Raw genomic sequence first — 18,650 nt, 5'->3', positions numbered from 1 at the left:
TTAATGGAATGGTATTGAAACGCCTCAAATGTGCCGTTGATCGTTCCGCTTTCGGGTGCCCTGCTGTTAGTCGTTGCGGATGGTGCTGTCCGTCGGGAAGTCAGTGTTCGGCGGCGCCGTCGAGCATGTTCGTCACGAGCTGGATGATGGTTTCTTTTTCATCCGGCCTGCTCATCGCCGTCATTAGCGTGATAGCGGCAAGAGCGTTGCTCGACACGATGTCCTCACCGCCGCCGCTTCGCAGTGCGCCGTTCAGGGCGAGGTAGTAGGTGAATAGTCCGGCGGCGCTGCGCTTGTTTCCATCCGAAAACGGGTGGTCCTTGACTACGAAGTACAGCAGATGCGCCGCTTTCTCCTGGACGGTTGGGTACAAGTCCTGGCCGAGGTACGTCTGCTCCACAGCTCCGAGCAGTCCGCGAAACGAGTCGTTGCGCTCAGCACCAAACATGTCGTCGTTTGGAAACTGGCGCGCAAGCTCGTCGACAACCGCGCGCGCACTCTTGTATTCCAGACGAGTTGCCGGGGATGTGCCCTGCGGCTTCTTTAACGTGCCGTGGTCGTAGTCGTCGAGAAGTGCCAGTGCTGGCGAGTAGCGGCTCAGAATCTCGGCGATGCCCGCGACCTCCGCGTTCTCCGAACGCTCTGGCATGCGCGCCATCGCGCTGATCTGTTCGATCCGTGCATCATTTGTCGCGACACCGGCGATGACGTACCGCTTGAGCACGTCGTTGGCCCAACGACGGAATCGGGCACCTTCCTGCGACTTCACGCGGTAGCCGACAGAGAGCACGACGTCCAAGTTGTAGTGGTCGACCTGCCGCTCAACCGTCCGGTCGCCCTCTTGTTGAACTATTGCAAATTTTGCAAGGGTTGGGAGGCCGGAAAGCTCTTCACGCCTCGCACTCGCGATATGCCGACTGATCGTCGAGAGATCTCGACCAAAAAGGGTTGTCATCTGCAGCTGGGTCAACCAGACTACCTCGCCATCGGTTCGAACGTCCAAGTTCACTGAGCCATCCGCGGACTGGTACAACTCGATCTCGCCCACAGCATCTCCATTCACCGCTTACGGTCGCGATTTTGTATTCGTCACGGTAGTTCCAGCCGCGGTTGCGGTCCGTCACGAGCAACTCTTGCAGATTATGCAAGAGTTCGATTGCGCCCAGGCCTCCACCACTGTATGGACAACCGAGGAGGCCACCAGTCGCCGCTGGAGATTCCACTACCGGGCTGGGATGGTGGTGGCGCATCCTACGTGCGGAGTCGGACGTTCCAGGCAGCGCGTCGATTGGCGCTGTACCGTGCGGTAGACGGTGGAGCGGGCGACGTTGAACAGTTCGGCGAGCTCAGCGGTGGAGTGCGTGCCGGCCTGGTGCACCTCCATCAGGTGACGTTGCTGCGCAGGCGAGAGTTTGGGTTGTTTGCCGCGCAGGTGCCCTTTGGCTTTGGCCACCTGCATCCCTTCTCGGGTGCGGGCCCGGATGAGGTCTGATTCGAACTCTGCCACCATCGCGAGGACGTTGAAAAGCAGACGCCCAACCGGTCGAGTTTGGCCACGACGAGAGTGTCGCCGTTGCGTTGGGCGGTGAGATCTTGCTCGTTTGTGGATACGCGTGCGTATCCGATCAGTAGTTCATTCATAACCGAACAGTGCGCCGCCGTCATGGCGACAGCAATGGTTGGCAACAATCCCGTAAGAGGCGCCCGAGCGGGCACCCGCTCCCGGCTGGGAGCCGTAGAGATTCGTCGTCAGGGATGGTGCTCGAAAACCGCCCGCTGACCGTCCCGCTTGCGAGGCAGGCTGTGGCCACTCTGCGCGAATAGTGCTCGCAAGTATGATCGCTCCTGGATGGGTGAGCGCTCCGCGTGATTCATCTCGTCTGCCGGTTCCTCTGCAACAAGTACAAATCGCAAGTCATGCCGCATTGGAAGGCCCGTCACTGGACCTCGCTAACCTTGGGGCGTGAATCCGATAGACGACGACAGTGACGCCGCCCCGCTGACGATGCGCACGATCAGATATCAGATTCGGACGAGACGGAGCTAGACGGCAAGCTAAGTTACTACAACCTTGGTGCGGGGTACAGGCTGCCGCCTTTCGACCTTGGTCTAAATTTGCATCTGGGGGAGCTGTTCTCGAAGATCAGCTTCCCGAAGCCGTCGTTTAACGGTCTAGGCGAGACGTTTTTGTCGGGTGTTCGTTCCTCGCTGGATCAGATTGCCGCACTGGTTGGGCAGTCGACGGGCGTGTCCAACGCATTTCCGGGTTTGCTACAAAATATCACCGCCGCCCTGCCTGAGTTCTCGGAGTTCACGCGGGGAGTGTGGCCAGCGAACTTGAGCGGCGAGGGTATCGATCTAGATATCGGCATGCTCAAGACTTTGATGATGGATGAGGGGCTGCCCATCGCGTGGGTGCCTCGATCCGAGACCATTCGAATGGTGTTCGGCGCCAAGACTCCTGCAGGCCGTCGAGCGGTCTACGGGCGGCGGTTGCGGGGCCTCGTTACGGACTGCGAGCAGCTGACGGACAGAATGAACTCCGTAGCCACAAGCGGGTACGTGCGGTTCTTACGAGCAACAATCCGTTGCCTACGAGAAGGGCATTCGGAGAGCGCTCAAGCGCTTGCCGCGACCACACTCGATACCGCCGTGAAAGAGTTCTTCGATCGTGGCTCTTACACGAAGTGGATCGGCGTGTCAATGGCCAATCCGATCTGCCCGTGGGCGGCGCAACTGATCTCGTGTTAGGAGATACCGGGTGTAACACCGCCGAGGGTTCCGCCTGTGACATGGTGGTGCGATCTTGGTCCTGCCATGGAAGGCTGGCACGTTGTCACTACATCGGCAAACGGGGGTGTCAGAACACGTTGGCAGCACGCTCTTGGTTCGGTTGTCTGCGGTTCGGTTGGGGTGTGCGTTGCGGTGCGATCAGGACCATGCTGGGGTAGGTGATCACGCCGAGAGCAATGTGCATGACGGCAAGAGTTGTCACCCCGGCAGGTGGCTGGCCAAGGTGGGGTATCCACAAATCGGGGGCTAGGCTCACGATCGTTGCCAGCACACCGAACGCCAGGTATAGGCGGCGCCCACTGGTGGTAATCCAGGTGACGAACAGCCATCCGATGCAGGCGGTGAAGACTCCGATGATCGTCAATTTGCTGTAGTCAGCGAACTGGAAATGCCCGTAGCCGGCGATGGCAGGGAGCAGGTGCGCGGCAATCGCCGCAAGTCCTGCACACGCCAGAAGTGACAGCCCGATGGCAACAATTGTGGCAACGGCCCACCGCCACAACGCCGGTTGCGTACCGCGGCCCGGCAGGTCCAGCCTGAGGAAGGTGGGGCCGTGAAACTTCGATGGACCGGGCTCGGGTTGGTTCACCGTCAGAGACATTCGGACTCGATTCGGATTGGCGGGCGGTATGCACATGGTCACGGTCGTCGCTACGCTATTTTCTGCGCATGAGTAACTGACGTGAAATCGTGTGAGAATCCTCACATCTGGACACAGTTCGCTGAATTCTCAGTAGCCGTCCGTGCGAGTCGGCTGCTTGGCGTTGAAGGTCAGATTCCGGTGTTTGCGGGGCTGTCCGCGGCGGCCTGAGTCGGCGTAGAGGTGGTGGTATTCCCGGTAAACCTAGATACAGGACACGTCGTAATCGAAGGCCCGCGTCGCGTACTGCGTGAGGGTAACCGGGCTGCCCGTCGTCAGCGGAACTGCCGAGCAGTTTGCCTTGGCGGCCTTCTCCGACTTGGCCCCGGGTATCCAACTCTGCAGGCCATTCAAGTTGCTCGTCGAGCTCACCCTGCCGGCGATCTGGCCCCACTGATAGCTCGTCGAATAAATCCCCACGCGAGCGCCAATGCTGTGGAAGTACGCGGTCATCCCCTCGAGGTCGGCCGCGTTGGCCGTCGTGTTGGGCTCCCAACTGTTCATGGTTTCGACGTCGAGCCACCAGAGGTAGCCTGCGGGGTTGGCGACTCCGCGAATCGTGGCGTCGTCATACGCCTTGGCGTATCCGTAAATGTAGGCACACGCCACGTCGTTGGCACCGCCGCACGTTCCGTAAGGGTTCGCAACGGTCGTGCCGGCGTAGTCGTTGGAAGTCGGCCACCAGCTGCCGGCCGGTCCCGGATTCGCGGTGTTGACGTAGAGCTCGACGGCCGGTTGGCCGGTCATGACAGCGGAGCCGGCCGCCCAGTTCAGTTGGTCCGCCAGGCACGGGTTGGTCGTGTTTGCAAGCCCGTCGTTCACCCCGACGATGCCGAACGCGTGAGACGTCGGCAGGGTGGTGCCGCACTGCGGCCACGAGACGTCGTTGCCAAGGACCGTTGCAGTTGCAGGCGCCGGATGTTTTGCGGATGCCGTTTGGTCGGGTTTCGCCGCAAACGCTGCCCCGCCCGTGCCGAGCGTCAGCACGAGCGCCGCCGCCAACACAGCGGAGGCGTTGAACCAGATTTTGCGCATGGGCAAAGTATGCCTGATGCAGGCCACGACGATCTACACCCCGTTCGACCGGGTGCGCCGCGATCCCCGCAGAGCTTCTCGCTGCGTCGCGCCGTTGGTGCCCGCTGGCCGTTCCACTTGCGGGCGGCTGTCCTGCACGATGTCAGAGTCTGCGTTCTGGTGGGACTTGGCGTTGGGTGTGATTCGCCTCCTGCTCGCCTCCGTCGGTGCCGGTCGGTGTCTGTTTGTGACTGGGAAGGGTGTGTGACCGGTGACAATGAGTGCCGGGGCCGCTACGTTGGACGCGTCACCGACCGACACGAAAGGCGACTTCATGACAGACCCAACCTCGAACCCTCCGCACGATCCGTCTACGGGGCCTGCGCCCCAGGAGGGGCAGTATCAGACTCCGACGCCTCCGCCCGTTCCAGTGGCGCCTCCTGCCGCACAGTATCAGGCCGCGCCCCCGCCGCCGCAGGGCATGCCCGGATACGGTTCGTACCGGCCTGGCGTGTCGGGTCCGGACACTGCACTGGATCAGCCGTACTACGGCATCTCGTTCTGGCCGGGGATCAAACGGTATTGGCAGAAGTACGCCACGTTCACCGGGCGGGCCAGTCGTAGCGAGTTCTGGTGGGCCTACCTGGGAAACGCGATCATCTTCCTGGTCTTGTACGTCGCGCTGTTGATTCCGGGCATCGTGATCTCCGGCAACGGCGGGTCCGCAGCGCTCATGGTGATCGGCAGTATCCTTGTGGGCCTGTTCGGACTGGCCGTGATCATTCCCATGTTCGCGATTCTGTGGCGGCGTCTGCACGATACGAACCTGGCCGGCCCGTTTGCGCTGCTGACCCTCGTGCCAAGCCTGGGCGGCATCTGGGGTCTGGTGACCGGTTTCCTTCCGCCGAACCCGGTCGGCGCACGTTTCGACGTACACGGCGGATAAGGCAGCGCTAGTTTCACAACATCCATAAGCGGATCCGCTCAAGGTTCCCGTGTCAAAGGAGGTTCTGCTTGCGGGCACCCAGTTCGGTAGAACTGTAGCCTCGATTGCGCTTTCGTAATGGTGTGTATTGCCGCCCGCTGAGCGCGCGGTCAAGGATGCATATGAGCACGCCCGCGAAGGCGGCTACATCTGGGCGTCCATCGGCTCACTGATCGGCACCTCGGGCGAAGCGGCCCGACAGCGATAGGGACACAAACAAGACGCCTGAGTGACAACGAGATCAACCGGTCCAAGTACCGCCGCCGGGAGAGGCTCTCCCTTCTGAGCGGCGCGTCTACTGCCCCGCAGGCCGTTCGCTACCGGGCTAGGACGGCGGCGAAATCGACCTGCTGGATTGGTCGTTCAGGGGCAGGTACCGTTTGCCGTTGAACGGTGCGGTACACGGTGGGGCGTACGACGTTGAACCACAGCCACCCGAACGGGTCCGTCGGGTCATGCACGGAGCCGCCGATGCCGACATTGACACCCTTGACGGTCAGTTCATCGACGATGTCCTTCGCGTCAGGCAGGGAGCGGGCGAGCCGGTCGAGTTTGGCACGAAGAGTGTGTCGCCGGCCCGGCAGGCACCCAACCGGACATCCCACCGCTCGAAAACCGCACCAAAGCACCTGACCAGATCACTCGGGAGCAAACGCCCCGAAGGGGCCCGGCTTGCGACTGGTGAGACTCGTCGTGGTTTGTGCGGGTGGTTTCCGGAACGACGACGGAACGACTCCGAGCTGTTGCACCGCGTGTGAACGTATGACTGGCCGCTGAGAGGAAGCACCCACGGCCAATTCGCTAACGAAGCCCGGCCCCGATACAGAAGTTTTCACCGTCGTCTGGTTCGCGGACGAGTGGGTTCTACGCGGCGAAGGCCGTAATCTCTTCAGCCGAACTCAGCGGGCGCGGAGCGACGGTGGCGGAAGTTCCTGGGTTCTCATTCAGCGGTTGCGAGGAGGGTCTCGTCGAGCCAGTCGATGATCACACGGTTCGCCATCGATCGATTGAGCGCCTCGCAGTGCGCGCCTGCACCGTCGGCATCCTTGAACTCGACGAACGTCTTCGGGCAGGTCAGAGCGTCGTAAAGGGTCTTCGCATTTGACGACGCGGGGTCGGACTGGGCCGCAGTCACGAGCGTTGGGCACCGGATCGCCGCGATCTCATCGGGTTCGAGTCTCCATTTCGCCATCTCAGCGAGATACGCCGCCAAACCAGGCGTGCCGTTGGTCCAGTACCCGCGCTGCACGATCTTCCAGCGCAGCGAGCGGTTTGCATCGACCGCGGCTAAGACGGTCTTCTCGTCTTCGGGAGCGATGGCCGGCAGCTTGGCGACAGCTTCTGCACTGAGACCGAACCCCTTCAGGAGTTCGAAGAACTTCACGCCCACATCCAGCTGGCCGGGGTCTGCGACGATGGCAGCAAGCCGGTGCTCATAAGCGGCGACGCGCGGTGCGAAATAACCGCCGAGGCTCCAGGCGTGATACACGATCCGATCCGGGTCGACCACATCGATCGCCAGAGCCGCGTCGACGACGGGTGCAACGACCTGATCCCAGTCGTGGCGCAACGGACGCCGTTCGTCGACAAGCGGTCGGCCCTGACCCGGTCCGTCGAACAGGAGCACGTGATAGCCCCGACGCAGCGCGGCAATGCCAATGCCGACATAGTTCTCGACGTAAGTCGAGTCCCAGCCGCCGCCGACGATGATGACCGGTCGCACGTCGTTCGCGTGCCCGGGGGCACGCACGAAGTAGCCCGGCAACGTAGTGTCCTCGTACGGAATGTCGAGCTTCTCACCAGGCGGGTCGAGCAGTGCCATCGCCCGGTCGAACGTGCCCATTTGGAGATGAAGTGCGTCGACCAGTCGCGGGTCGACCGGGGTGCCATAGAGCGGGTGGTAAGCCATGCCCAGCAAGCAGGCGGCTCGCAACCAGCAATCGTACGCGCTTGCGCGATGTCCCCTTGCCGATGCCGCATCGCCCTCTTCGATGCGGCGACGAGCCAGCCTGACAAACGCCGCGAAGAACGAGTCATCGTCGCCCTCGTCCACCTCGAGCGAGAGCGCCTGAACCTCCCCGACGTCCCCGCCACCGTAGGGAGCGAAGCCGAGGATCAGGCTCCCGAACTCGTCGTGCACCGGATCGCCGAACAGCATCGTGGTCTCCTCCCTCAACGCGGAATCAGTGTCGCACGGCCCAAGCCCGTTTGAACGGTCAAATCAAGGGGATGGCGCTCGTGCCGTAGCCCAGGCGGCCACGAGTCACGACGATGAGCACGAGAGCCGTCACGGTGAATCCGATCATCACGGGCAGCAACCCGTACTCGTTGAATATCGGAGCAGGGAAGAGCGGTGCGGCGATCTTGTTGGCGAAAGTATTGAACGATGCGTGCATCAGCATCGTGATGAGCACGCTACCCCGCGCGTGGTTGAACACCCACGTCATGATGATCGTGAGGCCCGTGATCATCACGATGAACATGACCATGTTGGGAATGGTGGGCGGTGTCCACACGCCGCTCCAGAACAGCGGGAAGTGCCACAGTGCCCACAACACGCCCAAGATCAGGCTTCCGCGCAACGGGCCCACCCTGCTCTGCAAGCGGGGCAGCGCGAAGCCTCGCCAGCCGGGCTCTTCACCGAGCGGCCCGCCGAGGAAGAACGTCACCACGAACGCAAGCGGATAGGCGGCCAGCAGCGGACCGATTACGGGTCGGAAGTAGGCGACCGCTCCTGGCACGACGATTGTTCCCAGAATGATGATGATCGGGATTCCGATGAGGATGAAGAGATACCACTGAATGCCCACGCGCCACCGCACGCACCGTCGCAGAAGGCGCACGACGCCGACCTTGCCCTCGGTCAGCCCGGTGACAATGAATGCGGACGCCGCTGGGGCGAATGTCGCAACCGGGATCGCGATCGCGAACACCAGACGAGGAACCCTGGGCAGGATGCCGTTCGCCGACAGCGCGAGCGGCACTTCAATGAGCCACGCCAGGACGTACGCGATCACAAAGAAAGAGATCAACGGATGCCGGACAAGCGGACTGCGGGAGGTCGCGCGCGACAGTCGGTTCGTGTCTTCGACACTGGTCATAGTGTTCCCCCATGATGAGACGGCCTCACTCCTCCCAAATCTTGGCCTTCCGATATGCCCGCGTCAATACTTGACGGAGTTGTGCGATCCGGCGAGTGTTTGCGGCATCCGAGATACGCTTGTCAACTGTTTACGGTTCGTTAGGCAAGTCACGATCCACAACGTCCCCTTGCCGTCCCTTACGGACACCCGGTCTGGATCGAGACTCCCAAGGCCGCCATGCGCCGTTCGACTCATCTGCCTGTTGCGCATGGAGGGCCGCAATACGTTCCGCATGTGGGCGCGGTGTATTCCAGTAGGCCGAGACGCATCTCCTTCCTCAACGGCCAGAGGCGACCGAACTGTGCTCGGCGATGCGACGCGCCCGACAGTTGACAGGTCGGTTGAGAAATCGACATCCCACTTGAGCGGCCCGTCAGGTCACTTGAGAAAATGACACCCCGGATGATAAACGAGATGCCCATAGACGCTCTGGACAGGGAGAATCTCTCAGCACTTCAGGGTGCTGCGCATGTAGGTTCCGCGCCAAGATGGCGAGACACGCCGGTAACTCCACGGTAATTGGCGGTCGTTTCAGGGTCTGGATTCCACAGATGATGGCGGATTCCTACACTTCGCAGTTGGCGAGGACCTCACATCGCAGGTCCGGCCGACCTAATACCACATTCGCATTCGAGGAGACGAAACTCGCCTCTGACCCCGCCCGCAAGGGGAACGGCGAATTCTAGCGGTGGTCGCAACACGGCTGTCTTGCGAGTCGGATTGCTCGCTGGTCTGGTCGTAACGCTGGGGTCGGTGTCGGGCGCTGCTACGGGCCGTCTGCCCACGCGTCAAGGGCGCTGCGCGTCCCTGCGGGACCGGCCTGCGGCCGGCTCTTGACCCGCGGGGCCTTGCGGCCCTGGGCAGGGGAAGACGGTGGCAGGGCGGTGGCCCTGCCCTCCTGCACGCGCCCAACACCTCATGTTCCGGAGGCGGCGGCTATGCGGCCAACGCGATCAGCAAAAGCAGCACCCAGCCGATCGACACCGGCCTCCACCTCCGTGTACGAGAAATTGTAAAAATCACGCGCCGACTGCACCGCCGTTGCATCGCAGTAACGCGATAACTGCGAAAGTGCATGGCTGGCGTGACAAATTGATCACGAACGCGTAACGTCGAAGCGTTGTCTGTTCGGGCGAGACCCTCGAACGGCAGACACGGCCCGGGCTCCCCCACCTGGGCTGCCGCCCCGAATGCTCTGCACGGAGGATCAGCACGGTGTCGTTCCTGACCGGATACCTCGCGCCGTCAGGTGACGCCGCATTCGGTCATCGGGAAGCGGATGCGTGCGAACCTGCGCCGTTGACCCGCCGCCAGCTTCGTGAGCGCGAGCGCGCTGCGACCGCGGCACTCGAGGTCACCGCACCCCCTGCAGCAGTCCCGGGGCCCGCTGTGATCGCCGAGCGTGAAACGATTGCCGGATCAGGTGCGACCGCTGAACTGGCGGCGTTGCCCGCTTCCGACGCGACCGGGGCCCTCGAACTCTTCGCGGCTCTGGGTATTGGCGCACAGCCAGCGGCCGTCGTGCGACCCGCCTTAGAGCCGCTCGGCGCGCCGGAGACACGACGGCAACGCCGCGAGCGGGACACCGCCGAGATCGCGGTGCGCAGTCGTGCAGGCGCGCGTGCAAGCAAGCGTGCGGCCGAGGGAGTTGCTGTCGGCCAGGCCGAACGCACTGCCAAACGGGCGAACAAGCAGGCCGGCAGCCGGCGACGCGGTGATATCGTTCCCGTGGTTCCGCGGGCACCGGTTCCGGTTCGGCAGAGCATCCGGCTGCGCACGCCCAATGCGGATGCCCACCCGCCGGTTTCCCACGCGCGATCGAATCCGGCGCGCAAGCGCAGATTGTCCAGCTTCGCAGCAATGCTCGCGGCGGCCGGTTTGGTCACCACGTTCGCGCTACCTGCCTACGCGATCTCCTCGAACACGTCGGGTGGTGGCAATGCTTCCCTTGCCGGCCAAACACTGTCGGTCGCAAATGTGGTGATGCCGGCAAGCGGCCGAGAGAACTACACGACCATCGAGAACGTCGCGGCGTGGGATTCGACGCTCGGCACCACGGTGCCGTCGACGGTTCAAGCGCTGGCGGCGAAAATCATGAGTGCTGCTGCCGCGGGCCGGCTGACCGGCTCGACGCCTAATCACCTCCCGGAAATTCAGAATCTCGCTGCGGGCGTCGCCGTCCCAGGATGCGGCGTCGACTATCGCGTGTTGCAGGTGATCGAGGTCGCTCTCGACAATTTCTCCACGGTAGGCGTCAGTGATATCAATCGCCGTTGTACCGGGCAAATCGAGGGGGCTGGTACAGCGTCTGCGCACTATGCCGACGGCGGTGGTCACGCAGTGGACTTTGACATGCTGAACGGTCAGAGCCTGAATGGCGGCGACGCCAATTCGGTGCGGTTGATCAGGATCCTCGATCCGCTCGTTCCTCCGGGAAGTCACGTCGGTCAGCAGGAATGCCGCTCGTCGATTTCGTTGACGAATTTGGTGCCGTTCGACGACACGTGTGACCATCTCCACATTGACTTCGGCCAGACCACTGGAGCGTCGCTGCGCGACTGAATCGCACGAAGTCGCTGCGCGACTACACTGCCGGGTGCTTTGCTGTTGCTCGATTCGTAACGCGATCTGCAGCGAAGTTGGCGCTCGCGGCCAGCATGATGGCGACGGCGGCAGCGGCAGCCAGCGCGAACCCGGCACTGGAGCCGAAAGCGTCGGACACGATTCCGCCAAGCGCACTGAACAGAGCCTGACCGACGATCAGGGCGCTGGAGAGCATGGTCATCACGGTCGTCGTGCGTGCGGCGGGAGTGCGCTGGTTGGCGGTTGTGAAGATCGTGACGATGACAACGCCGATGCCGAACCCGGCAGCGACCAGTCCGACGACGACGAACGCGATAGTTGGGGCTGCGACGAGCGCGAGCACAGCGGCTAGCGCGATGCCTGCGAAGCACAGCCAGCGGGCCCGCAGCGTGAAGCGGCGCGGTGCGAATGCGATCAGGACTGCCGTGACGACGGAGCCGATGCTCATGCCGCCATAGACGATCCCGGTTGCCAGTTCATGGCCCTGATCGCGCATGAAGACGGTCAAGGCGGTCAGCACGGAGCCGAAGAATCCGCCGACGAAGAACATGCCGACGGGCAGGACCAACAGGGCGAAGCTGAATAGCCTGGTGCGCGTCGCGGCCTCTTCGGCAGACGGCTCATGGATCGGCAGCTTCGCCGTGCGGTGCAGCGCGAAGGCGACGACGAACACTGCGGTGATGCCGGCTGCGATGGCGAGCGGCGCGCCGGCACCAAGCGCTGAAGCGATGACGCCGACCGCCACGGGCCCCAGCACGAATGCGAGTTCGTCTGCCACCGATTCGTAACTCATCACGAGAGAAAGCGCCTGAGCGCGTCTTCGTCCGTCCGTGCGCGCTGTCACGATGGACACCAGTCTGGTTCTGGACATCGGTGCGACCTGCGGAGTGCTTGCGCCCAGCGCGAAGACGACGACGGCAAGCCACAGTGCGGAAGCGGTCGAGAACGTGAGCAGAACGAAGCCGACCAGGCTGGCGACGTTGACGGCTGCAGAGAAAAGCAGGACACGACGCTGCCCGTGCTTGTCGGCGAACGAGCCCAGCAATGGACCGAAGGCCGCTGTGCCGATGCCGGCGACGGCCGAGAGGATCCCGGCTTCCGTCACGGAGCCTCGCACACTGGAGACGATCGTCAAGACGCCGACGACCGTCATCGCGAATGGCAGGCGACTGACGAAGGCGAGCGGGAAGAAGCCGGCACCGACGGCGCGTAGCGCTGCGCGTGCCGGTGACGGGGCGCGAGTCGCTTCAACCGTCAGTGCGCGGATCGGTTCGGTCGGATTAGGCTCGGTCGGGTCCAGTGTGTCGGAAGTGTTCATGTTTATACCTCAACGCTAGCCGGTAGCGCAAGAGGCAACAACAATGAAACTGCTATCTTTCAATAGTGTAAATCTATCAAGATGCTGAAATCGCTCACTCGCTAAGCGACTGCCGCGCCTCAGCCTGCAACGTGGCGGCTTCGGACCGCACGAGATCGCGCAGTGCTGCCAGCGGCGTGCGTGGATCATCCACTCTCCACTGCATCGACAGCGGAAGGGTGGCCGGCCGATCCAACGGAACGGTGGTGAGATCGGCGGAGAGATGCCCGGCCATTGACCACGGCACCAAGGAGAATGCGCGGCCCTCCGACAGGAGATAGAGCCGCGATCCCACGATCAGCGGCGGGCTCATCAGCACCAGCGGATTGAGCCCGCGCGATGTGCACAGGTCGATGAGGTAGTCGTAGTACGCCGGATTCTGCTCACGTGGCCACAACAGCAGGGGCAGATCCGCGAGGTCCTCGAGGTTGACACTGCGGGCACTCGACACCGGATGATTGCGGCTGACAGCGACGAGAACTGGCTCGTCGGCGATCGTCTCCAGTTCGAACCCTTCGACAGAATTCAGAAAGCGTCCTATTCCTATGTCGGCGTTCGTTTCGACCAGCGTCGTCGATACCGCGCCGGTTTCCACGAGGGTCTCATCGATCTGGATGGCGGGCAGCTCCTGCTCTGCTCTGCTGAGCACGGCGGGGAGCAGTCTGTTGACGACGCTCGGCGTGGCGACCAGCCGGGCTGTGCGCATCCGTACTGTTTCGAACAGCTGTACCTTCTCGATCAGGGCGCCGGCCTGGTGGAGTAGCGTTCGCCCGTCGGCGACCATGATCTCGCCTGCCGGGGTGACGGTGGCCGATCGCCGCGAACGGTCGAACAAAGGGATGCCGAGTCGGCGCTCGAGCCGATTGATCTCCTGACTCACCGTGGGCTGGGAGATGTGTAACGCTTCAGCGGCTCTGCCGAAGTGCCCGGCCTCGGCAACAGCGACGAAGATCTCCAATTGGCGGAGGGTTATTTGCATAGGCTAAGCCTATCGGAAAGTGCTCAATAGTTTCTGGATTGTTGGCCAATCCTTCCGTAGCCTTGATTTCAGGTCGTAATCCGGCCACACAGCCAGAAATCATCCACTCCGACGAAGAAAGAAGTCCGCCATGAGCGAGTCCGTCATCCATGTTTCCGACGAAGTACAGAACGCCGTGCGCGAAAATCGCCCCGTCGTCGCGCTCGAGTCGACCATTTTCACCCACGGCCTGCCCCGCCCTCGCAACCTCGAGGTCGCCCTGGAAGCTGAGGCGAGCCTCCGCGCAGACGGCGTGACCCCGGCCACCATCGGCGTCTTCAACGGGGTGCCGACCGTCGGTTTGAGCACAGAACAGATCACCGAGCTTTCCCAGACGGACAACATGGCGAAGGTCAGCCTGCGCGATCTGCCAGTCGTCTCCGCACTCGGAGTGCACGGTGGCACCACGGTTGCCGCAACGTCGTTCCTGGCGCACCGTGCCGGCGTGAAGGTATTCTCCACCGGCGGCCTCGGCGGCGTGCACCACGGCGCAGCCGAGACCTTCGACGAATCCGCGGACATGACCACGCTCGCTCAGGTGCCGATCGTCGTGATCAGCGCAGGCGTGAAGTCGATTCTCGATGTCGGTGCGACGCTGGAGCGGTTCGAAACTCTGAACATCCCGGTGATCGGCTTCGGCACGACCAAGTACCCCGGCTTCTACGTCTCCGACTCGGGCTACAGCATCGCGTATGCCGTGCAGACCCCCGAGGAGGCAGCAGCGATCATCGAGGCGCGCGACGCACTCGAACTGCCGCAGGCCGTGCTGCTGGCCAACCCCGTCGCAGAGGACAAGCAGTTGCCGCCCGAGCAGCTCGACGACATCCTGACCCGGGCTTGGGCGGAGGCCGACCGGCAGGGCATTGTCGGTAACGCCAGCACGCCGTTCTTGCTCGACTACATTCAGCGGGACACTCACGGTCTCAGCCTCGAGGTGAACATCGAGGTGTATCGCGGGAACGTCGCTCTGGGCGGCCGCGTCGCGACCGCGCTGAGCCACTGACCCCACCGACGAGCTGAGAACGGAGGCACCGTGCTTGGGATCATCGGAGACCTGGTCGAGGACATCATCGTCTGGCTGGCCGAAGACGTGCAACACGGCACGGACACCGACATCGAACTGTTCCACGTTCGCGGCGGCAGCGGCGCGAACGTGGCCGGATTCGCCAGTCGGCTCGGGCCGACACGGTTCATCGGATGCGTCGGCGACGATCGTCTCGGCGACGCACTTGTGCAAGAACTCGCCGCAGAAGGCGTCGACGTGCGCGTGCAGCGACGTGGTGACACCGGCACGATCGTCATTCTGATCGACCCGACGGGAGAACGCACGATGCTCCCCCACCGGGGAGCCGCGACCCGGCTCGAACGCGTGCCGGACGAATGGCTCGACGGCTTGGACGTGTTGCATGTGCCCGCATACTCGTTCGACGGCGAGCCGATCGGGAGCAGCGTGATTGACGCGATCCGCAGGGCGAAGAGCCGCGACATCCTGGTGTCGATCGATGCGTCGTCGACCGGCATGCTCACGCACTACGGCGTTCAGCGCTTCATCGACCTGATGGCAGAGTTGAAGCCGCATTTCATCATCGGCAACAACAGCGAATCCGCGCTGCTCGGCCTGTCGATCGACGGAGAACCCGGTGAGAATCTCGCTCGCCTCGGCGAAACGATCGTCGTGACGAAGGCCGGTGCGGAGCCCACTGTGATCCACCGACCGGGAGCCGACCGCATTATCGTTCCGGTGCCGCCCGTCTCGGAGATCAAGGATCTGACCGGCGCGGGGGACGCCTTCGCGGCCGGGTTCCTGTCGACCTTCAACGCCACGCGCGACCTAACGGATGCATGCGTCAGCGGGCACGCCCTCGCCGCGAAGGTGCTCGCCTCACCCGGTGCGACCGCGCCGAAAAGCTGATGAGCCCACGCGTTGGAGGGCGGACGTGAAGCCTGCCCTGTTCGTCAAGATCTGCGGACTTCGCGACCCCGCGGCGTTGGACGCTGCGATCGCCGCGGGAGCAGATGCCGTCGGTTTCGTGTTCGCGCAGGGAAGCCCCCGCCAACTCGACGCGGATGCCGCTCGCAAGCTCGTCGCCCGCACACCGACCGAGCTTGAGACGGTCGGCGTCTTCCGCAAGCAGCCAATCGCGGAGGTCCTGCGTATCGCGACCGCCGCGGGCGTGACGACGGTGCAATTGCACGGGGATGAGCCGGCGGCCGACTTCGCGAGGCTAGCCGATGAAGGATTCCGCACTCTTCGTGCGATCTCCAGTCAGACGTATCTTCGCGAGCGCAGTGCAGGCCCGGAACCCACGTCGACCCGTCAGCGCTTGCTGATCGATGCCCCCAGCCCCGGAGAAGGGCTACGGTTCGACACGACCGAGCTCGCGGCATCCGCCCCAGCAGGCTTTTGGCTTCTTGCTGGAGGTTTGACCCCCGACAACATCGCGGCCGTGCTGGCGGCAGTCTCGCCGAGCGGCGTGGACGTCTCCAGCGGAGTCGAGTCGAGTAGAGGCGTCAAAGATGCCGTACTGATCAGACGATTCGTCATGGCGGCCCGATCGGTTTCAGCCACTACCCCGGTCGTCCCAATGGATTCGAGCACGCAGACGCCGTTAGGATAGGGTTGCCTAACCTTCACCGCTGTCACCAGAAAGAGCCACTAGCCGCGCATGTCCCCGCTTCAGATCGCCGTGCTCGGCGCCATCGCCGGATTCACCATCTTCCTGGGACTGCCGATTGGCCGGTTGAAGACTCGATCCACGACATTTCAGGCGCTACTGAACGCCATCACCATCGGAGTGCTGACCTTTCTCCTCTGGGACGTGCTCTCTCATGCGGTCGAACCGGTCGAGGCTGCGTTGCTCCGCGCGTCCGGCGCCAAGCACGATTCCTGGTGGCCCTTCATCGGCCTGCTGGTGATCTTCTTCGGCGCGATCACGGTCGGCCTGCTCAGCCTGGTGGCGTACGATCGGTGGCTATCGCGCTTCATGGCGGCAAAACGCGAAGCACGGGTCCCCGTTGCCGTCGGTGGCGCCTCCGCCGGCGCCGTGGGCGGTGCAGCCGGTTCGCTGGCCGGCACGCCGATCGACGGACTCGGCACCGGGGTGGTGAGAGAAGGCATCCTGCGCCTGGGGCGCCCGGCCAGTCGACTGGCTTTCCTGATCGCTGTCGGCATCGGGCTGCACAATTTCTCGGAGGGCCTGGCAATCGGCCAGTCCGCTGCGAGCGGGGAGATCTCGCTTGCCGTCGTGCTCGTGGTCGGGTTCGGTCTGCACAACGCAACGGAGGGTTTCGGCATCTGCGCCCCGCTGACCTCTGATGAAAGGCGCCCTGGCTGGGGGCAACTCGCGCTGCTCGGCTTGATCGGTGGCGGGCCGACGGTGGTCGGCACGTTGCTCGGCACGGTGTTCGTCAACGACGCCGTGTCGATCGCGTTCCTGGCTCTGGCAGCCGGCTCGATCCTGTATGTGATCCTGCAATTGCTGCATGTCGCCTTCAAATTCGGGACGAGCTTCTGGTTGTATTCCGGACTGCTGATCGGGCTTTTCGCCGGGTTCGCAACCGACATGATTGTGACGGCTGCGGGAGCCTGAAGATGCCGTGAGTGCCGTCTGCGGATTCACACAGTATGGGTTGACTCTGGGAAAACGCAGGCTTGGCTGAATTCGTGGGAGCACCGTCGAATCTGAACACACGACCGACCCCCCGGGTGCGCGCGACGCCGGGACGCTCACGCGCGTTGTCGCGCTTCAGCACGCCCCGGTCGGCATCCCCGCACACCGCGCTGCCGATGCCAACGTCCCTATGGCGGCGGCCTGCGGTGCTCGGAATCATGATCCTGGTGGTCGGCAGTATCGTCGAATGGTTGCGATTGTCACCGGCGGATCAGGGCACGCTCTGGGCTGAAGACGCGCGCAACTTCCTCGGCAACGCGGTCGAGCACGGGATCGCATCATTGGCGACACCGTATGCAGGCTATCTGCACACGGTGCCGCGCCTGATTGCAAATGGAACCGTCGCGGTCGTGCCCGTTGCGGGCTGGGCGACCGCGATGGCGTTCGGTGCATGCCTGGTCGCTGCGGGCGTGGCGGCTCTCGTGTTCACCTGTGCCAGGGATGTGGTGCCGAGCACGATCCTTCGACTCGGCCTGGCCGCCGTCACTCTGCTTGTGCCGTTGGCGCCGCGCGAGGTCCTCGGAAATACTGCGAATCTGCACTGGTACTTTCTCTGGCTGGCACCCTGGCTGCTGTTGTACCGCCCGCGGACGCGTACCGGAACGTGGTTGCTCGCCGGGGCGGCGCTGCTGGCGACGATGACCGAGATCCAGATGGCGCTGTTCATTCCGTTGATGCTGTGGCGGTGGCGCGAGGGGCGGATGCTGCCGGTGCGCATCCTCTACATCGTCGGTGTAGCTGCGCAACTGCTTGCCACCCTGTCGGATCCGCGGGGTGGCTCGTCGGCGAGTCCTGTGCCGATCGCATCCGTCGCATACGGCTACCTCATCAATGCGGTGATGACCTCGTGGACGGCAGACCCGAACGTCATCGCCTGGATGCTCGGGGTCGCCGGACCGATCGCCGGTATCGTCCTTCTGCTTCCGTTCGCTGCAGCCGCCGTGGTCGGACTGCTGCGCGGGTCACGGCTGCAGCGGTTGATGATCGGGGTGTGCATCGGCGGCTCCATGGCGTTCTATGCCATCGCGGTCGAGGTGAGCCCCGGCAGCTTTTACGACTACGCCACGATGAGTGATTCGCAACTGGATGCACCGTGGTTGGCGCGCTATGGGGTGGTACCGTCGATGTTCCTGTTGGCGTTGGTGCCGCTCGCCCTCGCCGCGCTGGCGCGACCCCGGGGCGTCGCCGCCGCACGTGCCGCCGGCGGTGTCCGTGCACGAACGGTGCTGCTGCCTGCCATCACGCTGGTGGTTCTCGCCGCCGTTCTCGTCGGCAACTTCTCATCGGCTGTGTCGCGCCGCTCGAACGGGCCGCGCTGGCAGCCGCAGGTCGTGTCTATGGAGGCGTACTGTGATCTGGCCGCGCCGGGCGCCGCCTACAGGCTGTACGGAGCGCCATCCACGACCTGGAAGATCGACGTGCCGTGCAGCCGAGTACCCTGAAATC

At 63.5% G+C, this 18,650-nt stretch carries 16 protein-coding genes and 1 pseudogene; 8 read left to right on the top strand and 9 right to left on the bottom strand.

Annotation, left to right across the window (positions count from 1 at the left end):
- Positions 1-100: 100 nt before the first annotated feature.
- Positions 101-1,048: a virulence RhuM family protein/type II toxin-antitoxin system death-on-curing family toxin gene (locus QU604_RS21880; protein ID WP_308466713.1), complete on the bottom strand. Its 948-nt coding sequence runs from the start codon at positions 1,046-1,048 to the stop codon at positions 101-103.
- A gap of 174 nt (positions 1,049-1,222) precedes the next feature.
- On the bottom strand, positions 1,223-1,510 hold the full coding sequence (locus tag QU604_RS21875) for a helix-turn-helix domain-containing protein (protein ID WP_409349983.1): 288 nt from the start codon (positions 1,508-1,510) through the stop codon (positions 1,223-1,225).
- A 605-nt stretch (positions 1,511-2,115) separates the two neighbouring features.
- On the opposite strand from QU604_RS21875, the gene QU604_RS21870 reads away from it, so the two are divergent.
- The gene (locus tag QU604_RS21870) at positions 2,116-2,751 is read left to right on the top strand and encodes a hypothetical protein (RefSeq protein ID WP_308466712.1); all 636 of its coding nucleotides are present in this window, start codon (positions 2,116-2,118) and stop codon (positions 2,749-2,751) included.
- A gap of 109 nt (positions 2,752-2,860) precedes the next feature.
- Here the strand turns inward: QU604_RS21870 and QU604_RS21865 are convergent, their stop codons facing one another.
- Together QU604_RS21865 and QU604_RS21860 are read right to left on the bottom strand one after the other, a co-directional pair.
- A complete protein-coding gene (locus QU604_RS21865; RefSeq protein ID WP_308466711.1) occupies positions 2,861-3,394 on the bottom strand; it encodes a hypothetical protein in 534 nt (177 codons plus the stop codon).
- 243 nt (positions 3,395-3,637) lie between these two features.
- A complete protein-coding gene (locus QU604_RS21860; RefSeq protein WP_308466710.1) occupies positions 3,638-4,468 on the bottom strand; it encodes a glycoside hydrolase family 25 domain-containing protein in 831 nt (276 codons plus the stop codon).
- Between the two features lie 313 nt (positions 4,469-4,781).
- Between QU604_RS21860 and QU604_RS21855 the strand changes: the two genes are divergently transcribed.
- The gene (locus QU604_RS21855) at positions 4,782-5,393 is read left to right on the top strand and encodes a DUF805 domain-containing protein (RefSeq protein ID WP_308466709.1); all 612 of its coding nucleotides are present in this window, start codon (positions 4,782-4,784) and stop codon (positions 5,391-5,393) included.
- A 452-nt stretch (positions 5,394-5,845) separates the two neighbouring features.
- Here QU604_RS21855 and QU604_RS21850 read toward each other — a convergent pair.
- The 3 genes and pseudogenes from QU604_RS21850 to QU604_RS21840 form a co-directional block, all read right to left on the bottom strand.
- A pseudogene (locus QU604_RS21850) lies at positions 5,846-6,024 on the bottom strand (recombinase family protein); the annotation flags it as partial.
- A gap of 348 nt (positions 6,025-6,372) precedes the next feature.
- Entirely contained in the window at positions 6,373-7,590 is a 1,218-nt protein-coding gene (locus tag QU604_RS21845) for an alpha/beta hydrolase family protein (protein WP_308466708.1), read from the bottom strand.
- 58 nt (positions 7,591-7,648) lie between these two features.
- Positions 7,649-8,533, bottom strand: a complete 885-nt coding sequence (locus QU604_RS21840) for a CPBP family intramembrane glutamic endopeptidase (RefSeq protein WP_308466707.1) — start codon at positions 8,531-8,533, stop codon at positions 7,649-7,651.
- 1,257 nt (positions 8,534-9,790) lie between these two features.
- On the opposite strand from QU604_RS21840, the gene QU604_RS21835 reads away from it, so the two are divergent.
- On the top strand, positions 9,791-11,137 hold the full coding sequence (locus tag QU604_RS21835; RefSeq protein ID WP_308466706.1) for a hypothetical protein: 1,347 nt from the start codon (positions 9,791-9,793) through the stop codon (positions 11,135-11,137).
- Between the two features lie 22 nt (positions 11,138-11,159).
- On the opposite strand, the gene QU604_RS21830 is transcribed toward QU604_RS21835, so the two are convergent.
- Both QU604_RS21830 and QU604_RS21825 read right to left on the bottom strand, forming a co-directional pair.
- Positions 11,160-12,476, bottom strand: coding sequence for an MFS transporter (locus tag QU604_RS21830; RefSeq protein ID WP_308466705.1), 1,317 nt, complete (start codon positions 12,474-12,476; stop codon positions 11,160-11,162).
- 94 nt (positions 12,477-12,570) lie between these two features.
- Positions 12,571-13,494, bottom strand: a complete 924-nt coding sequence (locus tag QU604_RS21825; protein ID WP_308466704.1) for a LysR family transcriptional regulator — start codon at positions 13,492-13,494, stop codon at positions 12,571-12,573.
- A 130-nt stretch (positions 13,495-13,624) separates the two neighbouring features.
- Between QU604_RS21825 and QU604_RS21820 the strand changes: the two genes are divergently transcribed.
- From QU604_RS21820 to QU604_RS21800, 5 genes are all read left to right on the top strand, one after another.
- Entirely contained in the window at positions 13,625-14,536 is a 912-nt protein-coding gene (locus QU604_RS21820) for a pseudouridine-5'-phosphate glycosidase (protein ID WP_308466703.1), read from the top strand.
- Between the two features lie 30 nt (positions 14,537-14,566).
- Positions 14,567-15,445, top strand: coding sequence for a carbohydrate kinase family protein (locus QU604_RS21815; protein WP_308466702.1), 879 nt, complete (start codon positions 14,567-14,569; stop codon positions 15,443-15,445).
- A gap of 25 nt (positions 15,446-15,470) precedes the next feature.
- A complete protein-coding gene (locus tag QU604_RS21810; protein WP_308466701.1) occupies positions 15,471-16,151 on the top strand; it encodes a phosphoribosylanthranilate isomerase in 681 nt (226 codons plus the stop codon).
- Between the two features lie 48 nt (positions 16,152-16,199).
- The gene (locus QU604_RS21805; protein ID WP_308466700.1) at positions 16,200-17,123 is read left to right on the top strand and encodes a ZIP family metal transporter; all 924 of its coding nucleotides are present in this window, start codon (positions 16,200-16,202) and stop codon (positions 17,121-17,123) included.
- A 197-nt stretch (positions 17,124-17,320) separates the two neighbouring features.
- Positions 17,321-18,646, top strand: a complete 1,326-nt coding sequence (locus QU604_RS21800) for a hypothetical protein (RefSeq protein ID WP_308466699.1) — start codon at positions 17,321-17,323, stop codon at positions 18,644-18,646.
- Positions 18,647-18,650 lie beyond the last annotated feature (4 nt).

The sequence above is a fragment of the Rathayibacter sp. SW19 genome, assembly GCF_030866825.1.
GTDB lineage: Bacteria > Actinomycetota > Actinomycetes > Actinomycetales > Microbacteriaceae > Rathayibacter_A > Rathayibacter_A soli.
This window is presented reverse-complemented; position numbering and strand designations above follow the sequence as displayed.